The sequence below is a fragment of the Sphingobacterium sp. Lzh-3 genome, assembly GCF_046764375.1.
GTDB lineage: Bacteria > Bacteroidota > Bacteroidia > Sphingobacteriales > Sphingobacteriaceae > Sphingobacterium.
Window position 1 is genome coordinate 5,679,349 of sequence record NZ_CP177226.1, and the last position, 15,559, is coordinate 5,694,907.

Sequence of the window (15,559 nt, forward strand, 5' to 3'; positions counted from 1 at the left end):
CGTTAGCATTGCGCATTCCGGCCAAGTGAAGGTCGCTCACAAATGGCCTATAGTACTTTCGAATACCGCCTCAAACGTACACGCAATGAAAACCGAACTCATGAGTTCGCAAGAAATCTGAAAGCTTCATTGCCTTAAAAATTTATATCATGAAAATAATTGCAATCGGTCGCAATTACATCGACCACGCGAAAGAGCTCAATAATCCTGTTCCTGAAAATCCCATTATATTTTTAAAACCTGATACTGCGGTATTAAAGGATAACAAAGATTTCTATTACCCGGAATTCTCCAAAAATATTCAGTTCGAAACCGAAGTTGTCCTCCGGATCTGTAAAGAGGGAAAACATGTGACACCAAAATTTGCATCAACTTACTTCGATGCTGTCGGCCTGGGAATTGACTTCACCGCGAGAGATGTCCAACAAGAACTAAAAGCAAAAAGCCTTCCTTGGGAACTGGCAAAAGCATTTGACCATTCTGCAGTGATCAGCAACTTAATTCCTAAAGAGGAGCTAACAGATGTGAATTCGATTGATTTCTCCCTGCAGCAAAATGGACAAACAGTCCAGCAGGGAAATACCAAGGACATGATTTTCTCCTACGAAGACCTGATTGTGTATACCTCCAAATTTATTACCCTCCGCAAAGGGGACCTCATTTACACAGGTACGCCTGTTGGTGTCGGCTCTGTAGCCATCGGCGATTTATTGGAAGGGTTCATCGGCGAACAGAAGATGTTTAGCTGTAAAATTAAATAAGCTGCAACATCCTATGACAAAAAAAAGAATTGCATTACTGGCTCTCCTCACTGGTATGGCAGGTTTGAGCCAGGGACAAGATATTATCAAAAGCCGTAATTATCCACAAAATTATTTTGTACGGCCCATGGACATAGCGCCGCAGGCTTCAGGATCGTTCGGCGAATTGCGGGCAACGCACTTCCACGGCGGAGACGACTATCGGACACAACAACGTATCAATATTCCCGTGCATGCGGCGGCGGAAGGTTTTGTATCCCGCGTCAGGGTGCAGATAGGTGGTGGTGGTAATTACGTTTATATTGATCACCCCAATGGTTATACCTCGGTATACATGCACCTAGAAAGTTTCAACTCGGATCTTGCTAAAATCATCAAAGATGAGCAGTACAAGCAGAAACGTTTTGATGTCGATGTATTCCTCAAACCGAACCAGGTCCCGGTGAAAAAAGGCGAGTTTATTGCAAATTCGGGCAATACAGGTGGATCTGCAGGTCCGCATCTTCATTTTGAAATCCGTGACACAAAAGCGCAGCTACCACTCAATCCACAATTGTTCGGACTGCTTTTTCCGGATGGTGTAAAACCGATCATCCGCGGCGTGACGGTCTATGATTTAGGCTCCGAGCTATTTGATGAAAATACGCCCCGTAGACATCAAACCATCAAATCCGTTGGTAGCGGCAATTATAGCTTAGCAACAAACGCCCCCATCTCTGTGAATGGCACCTTTGGGCTAGGCATTAACACTGTCGATAAACGTAGCGGTATCTCATTTACGTATGGTGTCTACTCGATCGAACTTTTCTTGGACAACAAAAACATCAGTACGGTGCTGTTTGAATCAATCCCTTTTGATCAAACCCGTGCGATCCAGTCTTACGTCGACTACCCCTACTTAAAAAAATCCGGTGTACGCGTTCAAAAAAGTTTCAAAGATCCAAACAATCCGATCAACATCTATAAACACCTGGACAACCTGGGGAAAATCGAATTGAAGGACAATGAGGTCCATGACGTCAAATATGTTGTCAAGGATGTGCAAGGGAATACGAGCGAATTGAATTTTAAAGTCCAAAATAATCCTTCACTTTCAATTAGTCGCACAAATGCGGTCGGCTTAAAAATGTTCCACTATGCTGACGAGAACAAATATGAAGCGGAGAATGCCCGGGTTTATATGAGCAAAAATATATTGTATGACGACCTTTACTTCAACTATTCGCAGGGAGCAAAACCTGCAAAAGGCTACTCGGCAATACACTATATCCACAATGCTTATACACCGGTCTTTGGATATTACAAGCTCATGATCAAACCAGACTACAGCTTGTCTGAAAATCTTTATGACAAGGCTTTGATTGTTTCTTCCGACGGTGGAGCACAGGGAGGTAAATATGAGAACGGTTGGGTCGTGGCCAATGTACGCGAGTTTGGCGGTTTTTATGTTGCTGTTGACACCATTGCACCGAATATTGTGGCACGGAACCTCACCGACGGAAAGAATGTGAGTGGACAGCAATCCATTGACTTTACAATCAGCGACAATCTCTCAGGAATAGATACTTTTGACGCTTATATTGATGGAAAATGGGCCTTGATGAAATATGATCCTAAAACGAGACATATCTGGCACGAATTCGAACCCGACTTAAGCAGTGGCCGACATGCGTTTAAACTCGAAGTGAAAGACAACAAAGGGAATTTAAAGACATACGAAGCTTCTTTTATAAGGTAGACCCTTAATTTTTGGCAATAAATCAGGCGGTTCAAGAGATTAATCGTATCTTAATCAAACTAAATAAAAGGTAATATGGCAACACTAGAAATAGGACAAAAAGCACCGGATTTCAGTGCAAAAAATCAAAATGGTGAAACAGTCCATCTTTCAGATTTTAAAGGGAAAAAAGTTATTTTATATTTTTATCCAAAAGACAATACACCGGGCTGCACCACGGAGGCCTGCAATTTCAGAGACAATTATCAGTCTTTGAAAAAAGATGGTTTTGAAATCATAGGCGTAAGTGTGGACGGTGCGGCATCGCACCAAAAATTCATCAGTAAACATGAGCTTCCTTTTCAGCTGCTTGTAGATGAAGACAAGAGCCTTGTAGAGGCCTATGGCGTATGGGTCGAAAAGAACATGTATGGCAAAAAGTATATGGGCACAGCACGTACTACTTTTGTGATTGATGCAGATGGCATTATCCAGCATATCATCAAAAAAGTAGATAACAAAAATGCTTCCCAGCAGATCCGTGATTTAGGCGTTTAAAATCTAAATACTAATATCTATATTTGCCACTTATGAGCAAACAAACAGACGACTTTTTCAAAAGTGTAGTATCACACGCGAAGGAATACGGTTTTGTATTTCAATCGAGCGAAATATATGACGGATTAAGTGCCGTCTACGATTACGGGCAATTAGGTTCGGAATTAAAAAACAACCTAAAGACTTATTGGTGGAAATCCATGGTGCAATTGCACGAAAACATTGTTGGTATTGATGCCGCAATTTTCATGCACCCGACAACATGGAAAGCCTCTGGTCACGTTGATGGATTTAATGATCCGATGATCGACAATAAGGATTCAAAAAAACGCTACCGTGCCGATCAATTGATCGAAGATAAAATTGCACGTTATGAAGCAGATGGTAAGACAGCGGAAGCTGCTGCATTATTAGACGCTTTGAATACCGCATTGAATGCAGACGATTTAGCTGGACTAAAAACCATCATCGAAGAACATAATATTGTCTGTCCGGTTTCAGGTACCAAAAACTGGACTGAAGTACGTCAATTCAATTTGATGTTTGCAACTCAGATGGGTGCTATGGCCGATGGCGCAGATCAAGTTTATCTTCGCCCCGAAACTGCACAAGGTATTTTCGTCAACTTCCTGAACGTTCAAAAAACAGGACGTATGAAAATTCCTTTCGGTATCGCCCAAATTGGTAAAGCTTTCCGTAACGAAGTAATTGCACGTCAGTTTATCATGCGTATGCGTGAATTCGAGCAAATGGAAATGCAATTTTTCTGCCGCCCGGGTACTGAATTGGAATGGTATAACAAATGGAAAGAGACACGCTTGAAATGGCATTTGGCATTGGGCTTCGATCCTTCAAACTACCGTTACCACGATCACGACAAATTAGCGCATTACGCAAATGCTGCAGTTGATATTGAATTCAACTTCCCATTCGGATTCAAAGAAGTTGAAGGTATCCACTCGCGTACAGATTTTGACTTGAAACAACATCAGGAATTTTCTAAAAAGAAAATGCAATATTTTGATCCTGAAATCAATCAAAACTACATTCCATATGTAATCGAAACGTCAATTGGATTGGATCGTCTTTTCTTAACTGTATTATGTAACGCTCTGGTAACAGAGGATCTTTCTACAGCAGAAAAACAAGATTCTCGTGTCGTATTGAAGTTCCCACCAGCATTGGCACCGGTAAAAGCTGCAATTTTACCATTGACCAAAAAAGATGGTTTACCAGAAAAAGCACGTGAAATCCTAAATACGCTAAAATTGGATTACAACGTTCAATATGACGAAAAAGATGCAATCGGAAAACGATACCGCCGTCAAGACGCAATCGGAACACCAATCTGTATCACAGTTGATTACGATTCACTGGAAGATAATACCGTTACCATCCGTCACCGTGATACAATGGCACAGGAACGTGTCGCCATTGCCGATCTTGAAAAAATATTGAATGACTTGGCTGGTTGGAATACCCTGCTTAAAAAATTAATATAGTCAAAATCGCTATAAAAGAAAAAGGTGTCCAGCAGTGGACACCTTTTTTGTGTTGATAGATGTAGGAGGCTAGATGCTGTATGAAAAGCTTCGACTAGTATTCTATCACAATATTGTCGTCCCAATGCTCGTTCTTCACGACCTGAAAACCTAGATTTCCGTTGGCGGTTTCCAGCAATTTGCCCTTAAACTGTATTTGGACATTATTTCGGATTTCACTCCCCAATTCAAATGTGCGCAGCAATTTACCCTCCCTGAAAACACGGAACTGATATTTAATCGCGGTATTATCGCGATAATAGCCCATAAATTGATTAAAAGTAAAGCTTTGATTCGCCGCTGTAAAATGTGGGAAAACCGTCAGCACACTTTTATCGAACTGATCGCTACTTCGCGTCATAAAAGGATAATAATGAAATACCGGATGAAGCTGCTCCACCTGAATACTATCGATCACGCTCAGGTCTTCGCTGTCTGTAAAGGTCAATTTGACCTCGCTATAGATCCGGTTTAAGTTCAATACCCGTTCTGTAGCCCCTTTAACCTCAAAGGTATCCCGACCGGCAAATAGCTCCGCAGCTCGTTCCGCAAAAGAATTCGTAACATAAAAGTGTTCAAAGTCCGTAGCCTCAGCCATAATCAGCGGCAATGTTGAGTTTTTAGCAATCAGACTCAGGTAATAGCTTCCATTTGGCAATTCGACATCAAAAGCTTCCTGCGAATCTAGCACCCCTGATTTGACCATCGCCTTGGATTTTGCATCGAATACATGGTAGTAAAATTTGCTGGGTAAAGCCGCAGGGTTTACTTGTCCATAAATCATCAGGTTATCCATCTTAAAAGTACCTGTCGTTGGACTGTAGCCTGCTCCCCCATCCCTGCTACCCGCAAATAATGAGATTTTCAACCAAAGCTCTTTACTGTTACCGAGTGAAATATTGCCCAATGATGCGCTCACAGGGATTTTAGCTGACTGGGTCAGATTCGGCGGATATTTAATTGTGTCTGAGAGTTCCGAAAAACTATTCCCCTTATCCAGCGAGTAACTCAGGAGCAGTGCTCTTGGCCCCGTATTCGAACTATTGCAATCAAATACCCAACTGCCTAAGGATTGGATACCTGTAGCAGGAATTTTGACCAGGATCTCCTTACCGCCTTTGAAACTAATGGCCTTTCCCGTTGCAGGCCAGCCGCCCAAAAAATCATAGTTCTTTTTTCCATTGTCATAGTCGATAACGACAGCTTCATCAAGGGCGTTTTCTGGAACGGCATTGCCGTTGTCAAAGGTCCAATGATACAGCAGCTGGTCTTCGGATGTAGCTCCACTAAGGGCAGCTCGTTTTGCATTGGATGATTGTTTTTTTAGGGGAGTAACAATCGCTTCAAAATCCTTGATTTTGAATTTTACCGCATGAATTGTTTCATTGTTTTCATCGGGAAGTTTTGCGTGTTTTTTGCACGAAGGCATTGCGGCTAAAACCAGGATGAATACACATGAAAAAATACACCAAGTCGACTTGGATTTTTTCTTCATAAATATAAATGATTATAAGTTAATTAACCGGCAGACTAAAATTAACTTATAAATCATTTAACTACAACCGTACAACTAAAAAGTTACAATTGTTTTTTCGCTTTTACAGGTGGTTTCTTTGTCGATTTTTTGGACGTATACCTTTCTCGATGAGCTTGCTAATTTGATGGTAAGTACATTATTGACTCCTGTTGGGCGTACGTACTCACCATTGAATTCATCCCATTCATAGATCGGACTGCCATCTTCATTCAACCAGATGTAGTTATAACGCGTATCGACTTTATCCTTTACCGTCAACTGTACTGTATTTTTTTTCTTATCGATTTTAACGGCAATACGCTTTGGTTTATCGATTTTACTCAGTGTATTGATATTAATTTTTGTCTTCTCGGAGACCCGGTCATCCCAAATTCCACGGACGAGGTACACTTTTGACTCCACAATATCCTGCAGAAAAATATTACGGCCCGTCTCTTCCCAATATCCTGTAGCAGCATCATACCATCGGTATTGAAGTCCGGCAACAGGATGCTTTACAGTAAGTACCTGAGCTCCTCCATAACAGGTTTCCAGTGTATCGCCCCATGTTACCTGTGGTTTCGCCAAATCAATCAACTTGCTCTGATTAAAGGTCCATACAACGGAATCCTTATAATTAAGATACAAGGGGTTGCGCAACAAATTGGTTGTATCCTGAATCATTACCTTTAATGTATTTGTTCCCACGTTTAACATACCAGGATCGAGATAAATAGAATCAATGTCGGTTGCAATTGTCTCGTCATTGAACAACCAGCATAACTTAAAGGTGTTTGGAGAAGGTTTTGCCAATCGTAGCGAAAATTTCTGAACACTATCCAAAGTAAGTGTCTGGTCTACCCCTGGCTTTACTTGAATAAATGGACTTGATTTTTTCTTGATGGAAGCCACAAATTGTTCTTGACAGACAGGGCAAAATGGAGCTACCAAATACTGCATTTTACAATACTCATGTGGTCTAAACCAGTTTGAAGGCGAACCTTTACCACCATACGAGTAAATCCCTACCCCATCTTTTCCGAGCCAGTATTTCCAGGGAACATGATCTGCATCTGCCGACTGTGAGCGGTTCGTAGACTCAATAGCATATTGATTTCCAGCCCAATACTCATCCGCAAGCTGGGCAAAAGAATGTCCAATTTCGTGTACCGCGATATCATTGCTCTTAAAATTAACAGTAGAAGTTGCCCATTTACCTCCTGAACCACCATAAAATGGGGAATTGACCAACACAACAACCTGTGTATAATTGGGGGTATGTGTCTTCAATACCTCTTCAATACGATCATTTTTCTGAGGTACAACCAAACGATGTAAACCACCATTGTCAAAGCTGCTTCCAAAAATCGTGTTCGGATGAGCAACCGGAACAGCATGATCCCGTTTAAACTTATTGTAACGTGGCGGATATTTACTCAAATCGGTTTCACCATGTACACAGTCACCCGCTTTGCAATCGTGTGTTGCGCCAGATTCTTCGGAGATCGTACGAATTGCAAACACATTAAAAAAACTACTGTATTGTTTAAAAGGTTCGATCGAGAAAAAATAGTTGGTAAATTGCTTGGCATCGGCAGCATAATCATCCAGCTCTGCTTTGGTGTAACCGTCCCCCAAAATGACCAAATTGACAATATGCTTATCCGTTCCTTGGTATTGCAGCGTATCGATCTTAAAAAGAGAAGATTGGGCCCGGAGCTGCAGGGCAGATATACATAAAACTATGAGTGCAATAAATAGATTTTTATTCATCGGAATGGTTATCGTTAGAACTCAAAAATACCATTTTAGCACCTGCTATTTTTAAATTTTATTGACGAGTCTTTCTCCGATATTGTCAACAAAACCATTCTTCCAATTTCCGGGGAGGGGAGCCTACCAAAAATCAACGGGATGAGGATACTGCTATAGCTTGGAAAGCTCCATAGACTTTTCAATTAAACAGCATAGTAACATCCGCCAAACAGCCTAGTCGCGCATACGATGTTCCTGTACATATTCACTGGGTGAAAGTTTAGTTATTTTTTTGAATACCCGATTGAAATTGACAACATTATTAAATCCCGTTTTAAAAGCGATATTAGAAACACTTTCCGAAGATTCGTCAATCAACATTTTGCAGGCCCGTTCTATCCGGATTTCATTGAGAAAGGTTACATAGGTTTTCCGGGTATGCTTCTTAAAATATTTACAAAAGGCATGTGGCGTCATGTGCGCCACCGCAGCAATGTCTTCCAGAGAAATCTTGTCTCCAAAATGCTGAAAGGTATATTGGAATATTTCGTTGATTCGCAATCCCTCGGCATCTGAAAACTTCTTCTGTGGAATGCCTGTATAGAGCGAAGTCCATTGTTCTACTTTTTTACTTAGAAAATTAATCAGCTTCACAAAAGAGAGGAGACGATCTATGCCCGCACTCACGTTAATCTGTACAAACTTTTCTTTCAGCGCGACGGAGTGTTCCGCATCCAATTTTTTACTGACGTTGATGTGTTCCAGAAAATACTTGACATCATCGAATTCAGGGAAATCCAGAAAGGGTTTAAAATGTTCGTAGTCGAAAAAAATATGGATGGCATGAATGCCATCCCTTATATCCTCGCCAGTCTTGAACATATGCGGTTCATCCGCGTCAACGATATAGATCTCGTCCTCTTCAAAACTATGTGTAAAGTTGCCAATCATAAAGGTTCCTCTACCCTTTAAGATATAGGTCAGCTGGATTTCCTTGTGCCGGTGGTAATTGCTGTAAAATGAAGGCAGAATGTCTTCCTGCACACAAATAGATCCTTGGTAAACCACCGGAACTGTAAATTGAACAACTTTCATTACGTATTGAAATAACAAATATTAAACAGTTAATTCAAATGTAAGGTTTTTTAAGACAATAAACGTTAATTTTTAGCAACAAATTCCTTCACTTTCCCTAAAAACTGTGGCATCGCTGGATCTTCACCACTTAAGGATAAAATTTTTAGGGTCTGTGGGTTTATCCAGAGATAACTTGGTGTACGATCTATACCAAAGTCATTTTCCATCGTTGCCTGGTCGTTATAATTCAAAAAGTAACTCTGCTTACCTAAGGCCAGGTCCTTGCTTGATTTACTCCATTTATCCAGATCCTTATCCAGCGAAAAATAGATAACCCTTACCCCCATAGCGTTCAACTGAGATTCTTTTTTCCGTAACATTCCAATATCGGCCTTGCTATTGGTATTGGAAGCTTTCCAAAATGCGGCAATCAGCATTTTAGCTTTTGAAATATCCTTTAGCGCTAAGGTATCCCTTTCTACATTCATTGGTGTAATCGAAGGAAATACAGGCATATTTTCATAAAAATCTTTCACCCGATCGACTTTTTCGCGGGCAAATTTAAAATAGGGATGCTTCTGCAGATCCGTATTAAAACCCTGCAATGCTGCATCGAACTTTTTATAATTCGTCTGATCTAGGGAGACGTATTTAAAAAAATAAGGCAATACCAAAGATGATCGGTGGGTACTATCGAGAATAAAATCGGCGTATAGCGTGCGTGGATTAAATGCGGCATTGCCGTTTAAGCGCTGTATTTCGTCTACTGCTTTTTCATAGGAACCATCATTTCTTGCAGCCATCGAAGGCAACTGACTCTCCAGCTGCCTTACTCGTTGGCTTTTATTTGCCGTTTTATTTTTTTCCTCCTGCTCCCGCTGTTTGTAGTTCGCATTGAACTGTATGAAATCCTTGGCGTTCTGCGAAGAGGTTGTCAAGGTAAACTTACCCTGATCTTCACTTAAATCATAGTCACTTCCGCCTTCGACAAATAATGTATAGGGCTCCATACCCTTAATCTGAATATCGTAAAATCCGGCCATGGCAAGTTCGCCTTCCAAAACAAATTGCCCATTAGCAACTTGCGTTTTTACAAATTGCTGCATTTTATTATCGTGATCGACGAGGCTCACCTGAGTACCATCCCCGGCAGTGGTTTTTCCAGTTATCTTATAGCTAAAGCTATTCAACAAGGCGGCTGTCTTCGCCGATTCGGACTTTTGTGTACAGGCTGTCGTCCCCAAGGCCAGCACAGAAATCAAGCAAAAATAGTTAACGAACTTCATAATCTTTATAGTTTCCGTTTTCAAATAGACGAATCTTTCCTTTTTTACCTTTAATCTGGAGGTCGGAAACCTTTCCATTCTCCCATTTCATATCCACAGTGTAGTTTCCTCTGGTTTTGAGACCGCTAACTTCGCCTTTAGACCAGGCTTTAGGTAACGCAGGCAACAGGTGAATATAACCATTGTGACTCTGTATCAACATCTCGGCAATCCCGGCTGCACCACCAAAGTTTCCGTCAATCTGAAAAGGTGGATGTGCACAGAACAAATTGGGGTAAGTGCCAGCTCCGACTCCCTGATAGGTTGTTTCATTGGTAAAAGCAGGTTTAAGCAACTGCCTTAGAATTTCGAGTGCATGATCACCATCCTGTAATCTGGCCCAAAACAATATTTTCCAGGCTCTAGACCAGCCCGTTCCTTCATCGCCACGTACCGCTAAAGTCTTACGTGCAGCCTCAGCCCATTCAGGTGTCGTCTGTGGCGAGATAAATGCCGCAGGATACAGACCATATAAATGCGATACATGCCGATGTTTAGGTTCAACTTCCTGATAGTCCTCGAGCCATTCCATCACACGCCCGGATGGACTAACGACTACCGGCGGAGGGATATCCTTCAGCCTCGCTTTCAAGGCACCAACAAAACTATCTTTCGTCGCAAGGATAGAATCAGCTTGGATCACCGCCCGGTATAACTCCCTTACGATTTGGTTATCAATGGTAGGCCCCATCACAACCGCAGCAACTTTTCCATTCGCCATTCGGAAAGCATTTTCCGGCGACACCGACGGTGAAGTGACACACCATCCTGTTTTAGGGTCCTGAACCAATGTATGATCGTAAAACTCGGCTGCTCCTTTGAGTATCGGATAAATCTCTTTGAGGTAATCTTTATCCCCGGTGAATAGATAATGCTCCCAGAGATGGTTACATAACCATCCTGATGCCGTACTGGCTCCCCAGGAAGCCTGCTCACCCGGAGCGGAATACCCCCAGATATTCGTCATCATATAGACCACCCAACCCGGTACATTATAGTAAGCCTTTGCAGTCTGCTCGCCAGTTTTTGCAATCCGCTTTATCATTTCGATAAAAGGCTTGTGATATTCGCTCAGGTTATTGACCTCCACGCCCCAATGATTCATCTGTGCATTGATGTTGAGATGATAATCACCGTTCCAAGGGGTATTGATCTGATTGGCCCATAGTCCCTGCAGATTTGGCGGTAGAGAATTTGTATTTTTAGGAGCAGCACTTGAAATATTCAAATACCTTCCGTACTGATAATAAATTGTGGCCAGATCAGGGTCCTGAACTGGATTTTTATAGAAATTGGCAATCCGTTCATTGGTTGGGATAGCGTTATTCGCCGTATTTCCAAACAAATTAAGATTTACCCGATTAAAGATTTTTTGATAGGCAGCAAGATGGTTTTTATATATTTTCTGTTCGTCAGCAGTTTTTGCGGCTGCAACAGCCGCTTTGACAACAGGTAACGGATCCTTCCCATAATAGGAAGTACTTGCTGAGAAATAGACCGTGAGACCACCTTTCGCAGACACCTCTAAGGTTTTATCCTTTTTGCTGATCTGCAGATTTTTACCTTTAACCTGAATTAATCCAACGAATTTCAGATTTTTACCTCCCTTTCCATCAGGCAAAGATCCCTCGATCAGAATCCCGTCGTCCAACAAGGTATAACGGTCAATATTTTCCTGGCGCTGGAATGATATGCCTAATTGCTGTACCTCATCCTTAGGTTGGCTCAATTGGATAATACCTACATTCTTATCAAAAGAAGTATAATAACGACGTTGGAACTGTTGCCCGTTGATCTTGAATGAAGTCTGTGCCGAGGCAGTCGCTAAGTCCAAGGAACGCTTGTAATCTTCGATCGTACCCGCGGGAAATTTGTAATCCAGTAAAAGGTCGCCGAATAGCTGATAACAGCCATAGGGAACCTTTGCACCATTACCAAAACCAGACCCCTTGCCTTTGGTCACAAAAGTTTCATTGACCAGTTTTTCGGCTTCATCATTTTTACCGCCCTTAAGCAGTGCCTGAATAGCGTCAACATTTTTGTAGGCTTCATAATTATTGGGATCCTCTGGACTGCCCGACCACATACTAATCTCGTTGAGTACGATCTTTTCCTGACTAGGATTTCCATCTGGCATCATGCCGATAAGTCCGTTTCCCATTGGTAAAGTCTCTTCCCAGACCTTCGCAGGCTTATTATACCAAAGTACGAGTGGATTTTGTTGAGCAAAAAGCAAGGTGGTATGACATATACATACCACAATAAGCATTAAAAATCTATTTGCCATACAATTCAAGTTCTGCTATGGTTAATTCATTGCCGTCGATAAATTGTTTTGGTTCAAATTTGATAAACTTGGTTGCGCTGTTCGTATCAAAAAATACCTGTTGCAAAATTGGATTTGCCTTAATATTGGAAAACTCGCCCTCTTTAGCAAGGCTCCATGTTTTCCCGTCGGTGCTGGTTGATATTTTATAATGTGTTGGTGTCCCTATGTTCTTTCCATCCTGACGAGGCAGGAAGCCGATACCAGAAACAGGTTTGTCTGTAGCCACAACAATTACACCTTGATCGGCAACAGTCGCAAAAGTACTTGGTTTTCCGTCAGATATATAAGCATTATTATTGGATCTACCTGTCGAAATCTTAAATCCAGTCAGCTTTTTCACCTCTTTGGTATTAAATGCAAAGGGCTCGTTATACTCCTTGAACAATCCAAAATCACTGAGCGTGATTGCTACCGGAGCATAAACATGAAGACGTAGTTTACTTGCAGTTTGAGGTTGCTCGAGTTTGATGAGGCGGTTTGCACCGATGCTTGTTGCTTTGGCCAAAGGCTTCCAGCTGTTATTTTCCCAACGTTCAATCGAAACACTATCGATACGTTGTCCCAACTTAATATTCTCTCTTAATTGAATAAGGTCAAACTTAGCGGGGGATTTTAATTTTATTTCCAATGTAGCCGATGTTTTGGAATCGTCTGTTGCCCAATAGCTGTAGCGGTCGTTATCGGTAATCAATGAAGTACCATAGGATTTTGAATCACCATTACGGACATTGGATGCCGTGATGGTCGCTCCTTTGGCTAAATTGGTGCGGAAAGTTTCTTTCACTTTTTTTCCAAAAGCCTCTAACGACTTCACATCATTCTCATGTAATGTACCGGAAGGCATCGGTGCTAAGCCAAGATTCATGCATGCTCCTCTCCCAACTGATTTTAAATAGATCTCAAAAAGCTGGTTTGGTGTTTTTACACGACTATCTTGTTCTTCATGATAAAACCATCCCGGTCGTTGTGGCACGTCACATTCAGCCGGTATCCAATATTTACCATTACGGTCACCTGTTTCGGCATTATGTGATTCTGTCGCTCCGGGTACAGCGACTTTTCCGTTTAAGCCAATCGGCGTAAATGTTGCCCATGATGTTTCAGCAGCAAATCCTTTTTCATTACCCACCCAACGCATATCCGGACCGATATCTGAGAAAATAACCGCTTCAGGTTGTAATTTTCGTACAATTGGCCAGGTTTTTTCATGCCACTCATAGTACGTTGTTCGATCGATGATACGCTTTCCTTCATGGCCACCATAAAAGCCATCACCACCATTTGCTCCATCATGCCAGGATGTAAACAAAGGGCCATAATTGCTCATCAATTCAGTCAGTTGCTGTCTGTAGGCTTCAGCATAGGCCGGCGTACCGTAACGTTCATCGTGACGATCCCAAGCTGAAAGATATACACCAAATTTCATCCCATTTCGATGGGTCGCTTGCATAAAATCTTTGACCATATCACCTTTTCCATTTTCCCATGGTGAAGAAGCGATACTATAGGATGTTGTCTTGGTTGGCCACAAACAGAATCCATCATGGTGCTTTGCCACACTAATTAAGCCCCTGAAACCACCTGCTGCGGCTGCCTTAGCAATTTGATTTGCATCAAAAGCCGAAGGATTAAACAATGCGGGCTGTGCGTCACCATAACCCCACTCCTTATTTTGGAAAGTTGTCGGCGTATAATGAATCAAACAATACGTTTCCATCTCCTGCCACTTTAATTGACGCTCAGTTGGCAGAGCCCCGTAAGCTTTTAAAGTATCTGATTTGGCTACAGGCCCGCTGGAAAGTAAAATGGAAGATAACAAGATTGTCAACATAGTCTTTATTTATGTGCTAGAAAATTAGGTTGTAAAGCCCTAAGATAAGAAGTTTTGCAAAATGCTGTATGTAACATTTGCGTACAAAACCGACCGATGCTCAGCTCCAATAGGATTTACCTCTGGGTCAAATCGTATTTTTTGTTCAAATCAATCGATTGATTAAAACAAGAATTCCAATTTATCAATGGTGCTATTTACAGCCAGTTATTTAACTTTTTGTATATCTGCATAAGCGATTTTTTACTTTCAACACCTAAGAAAAACATGCTTTACCTCGATTGATATGCTATATCAACCTAAAACTGTCCTTTTTTCACCCTAATTTCCCCAAAAATCAGATTCTTTATCTTGTCGGTCAAACAAAAATCATCCATCCGTTATTAATAGAGGATAAAGTGGTTAACAGCATTCAAATAGATGCTCCATTGGGCTATACTTGAGATTGGCATGATAATTATAAGTATAGGGCAGAAAAAGGAATGTTTTTTCTGAAAGTGTCTGTCTTTATGGATTTGTATTTTTTTATTAAGGTATCAATGAGCTCGCTACGCTAGCGTATTGACCAGAAAGAACTTTCGGGTTGCTTTCATGAATATAGATACTGACGAAATAACAAAAGTTTTATATTATTAAAAATGATTATGAGAGGAAATTTAATGATTTTAGCGGTTGCATTGGCGTTTTCAACAATCGCATGTAACACAACTGGAAAAAAAGCTGAGGCAACCGGTAGCGGCGACACGGCTACTACGGTCCAAAAACCAAGCACAGTGGACAATGCGTCTTTGGAAGGCACCTGGGAACTCAAATCCCTGACCACAGCAGAGACAGCAGGCAAACAACTTAAGGATTTATTTAAGGACAAAATTCCAACATTGACTTTCAATACAAAAGACCACAAAGTAGATGGTAACAACGGTTGTAATGGTATTGGTGGAACCTACGAAAGCGAAAAAGGCAATTCGATCAAGATTGGTGATAAATTGGTTTCAACCATGATGCACTGTGAGAACGCAGCTTACAACGAATTTATGAATGGTCTAAAGTCTACGACAAACTTTGATGTACGAGATAATGAATTGACATTTATTTCTGGAGATATCGTCGTGATGCAATTCGTCAAAAAGTAAGTTAATCTTATGATAA

At 41.3% G+C, this 15,559-nt stretch carries 11 protein-coding genes; 5 read left to right on the forward strand and 6 right to left on the reverse strand.

Features of this window, described 5'->3' with window-relative positions; translation table 11 throughout:
• The first annotated feature begins 149 nt into the window (after nt 1-149).
• The 4 genes from ACLCDV_RS23825 (at nt 150) to ACLCDV_RS23840 (ending at nt 4,538) form a co-directional block, all read left to right on the forward strand.
• A complete protein-coding gene (locus ACLCDV_RS23825) occupies nt 150-761 on the forward strand; it encodes a fumarylacetoacetate hydrolase family protein (RefSeq protein ID WP_317669346.1) in 612 nt (203 codons plus the stop codon).
• A 13-nt stretch (nt 762-774) separates the two neighbouring features.
• Complete coding sequence (locus ACLCDV_RS23830) at nt 775-2,499, forward strand: M23 family metallopeptidase (protein ID WP_411972408.1); 1,725 nt, start codon at nt 775-777, stop codon at nt 2,497-2,499.
• Nucleotides 2,500-2,574: 75 nt separating this feature from the next.
• Nucleotides 2,575-3,036 (forward strand): thioredoxin-dependent thiol peroxidase, encoded by a 462-nt coding sequence (gene bcp, locus ACLCDV_RS23835; RefSeq protein WP_411972409.1) that lies wholly within the window; start codon nt 2,575-2,577, stop codon nt 3,034-3,036.
• A 32-nt stretch (nt 3,037-3,068) separates the two neighbouring features.
• Complete coding sequence (locus tag ACLCDV_RS23840; protein WP_201640057.1) at nt 3,069-4,538, forward strand: glycine--tRNA ligase; 1,470 nt, start codon at nt 3,069-3,071, stop codon at nt 4,536-4,538.
• 94 nt (nt 4,539-4,632) lie between these two features.
• Here the strand turns inward: ACLCDV_RS23840 and ACLCDV_RS23845 are convergent, their stop codons facing one another.
• From ACLCDV_RS23845 to ACLCDV_RS23870, 6 genes are all read right to left on the reverse strand, one after another.
• Nucleotides 4,633-6,072 carry a hypothetical protein gene (locus ACLCDV_RS23845; protein WP_411972410.1) on the reverse strand — a complete coding sequence of 480 codons (1,440 nt, stop codon included), beginning with the start codon at nt 6,070-6,072 and terminating at the stop codon, nt 4,633-4,635.
• Between the two features lie 75 nt (nt 6,073-6,147).
• A complete protein-coding gene (locus ACLCDV_RS23850) occupies nt 6,148-7,866 on the reverse strand; it encodes a M64 family metallopeptidase (RefSeq protein WP_411972411.1) in 1,719 nt (572 codons plus the stop codon).
• Nucleotides 7,867-8,082: 216 nt separating this feature from the next.
• Complete coding sequence (locus ACLCDV_RS23855; protein WP_317669340.1) at nt 8,083-8,943, reverse strand: AraC family transcriptional regulator; 861 nt, start codon at nt 8,941-8,943, stop codon at nt 8,083-8,085.
• 65 nt (nt 8,944-9,008) lie between these two features.
• Nucleotides 9,009-10,211 carry a DUF4369 domain-containing protein gene (locus ACLCDV_RS23860; protein ID WP_411972412.1) on the reverse strand — a complete coding sequence of 401 codons (1,203 nt, stop codon included), beginning with the start codon at nt 10,209-10,211 and terminating at the stop codon, nt 9,009-9,011.
• On the reverse strand, nt 10,198-12,537 hold the full coding sequence (locus ACLCDV_RS23865) for a glycosyl hydrolase family 95 catalytic domain-containing protein (RefSeq protein ID WP_411972413.1): 2,340 nt from the start codon (nt 12,535-12,537) through the stop codon (nt 10,198-10,200). The genes ACLCDV_RS23860 and ACLCDV_RS23865 overlap by 14 nt, the downstream gene beginning before the upstream one ends.
• Nucleotides 12,527-14,410 carry an alpha-L-fucosidase gene (locus tag ACLCDV_RS23870; protein WP_333577167.1) on the reverse strand — a complete coding sequence of 628 codons (1,884 nt, stop codon included), beginning with the start codon at nt 14,408-14,410 and terminating at the stop codon, nt 12,527-12,529. The genes ACLCDV_RS23865 and ACLCDV_RS23870 overlap by 11 nt, the downstream gene beginning before the upstream one ends.
• 644 nt (nt 14,411-15,054) lie before the next feature.
• Here ACLCDV_RS23870 and ACLCDV_RS23875 point away from each other — a divergent pair.
• Nucleotides 15,055-15,543, forward strand: a complete 489-nt coding sequence (locus ACLCDV_RS23875) for an META domain-containing protein (RefSeq protein WP_046673701.1) — start codon at nt 15,055-15,057, stop codon at nt 15,541-15,543.
• Nucleotides 15,544-15,559 lie beyond the last annotated feature (16 nt).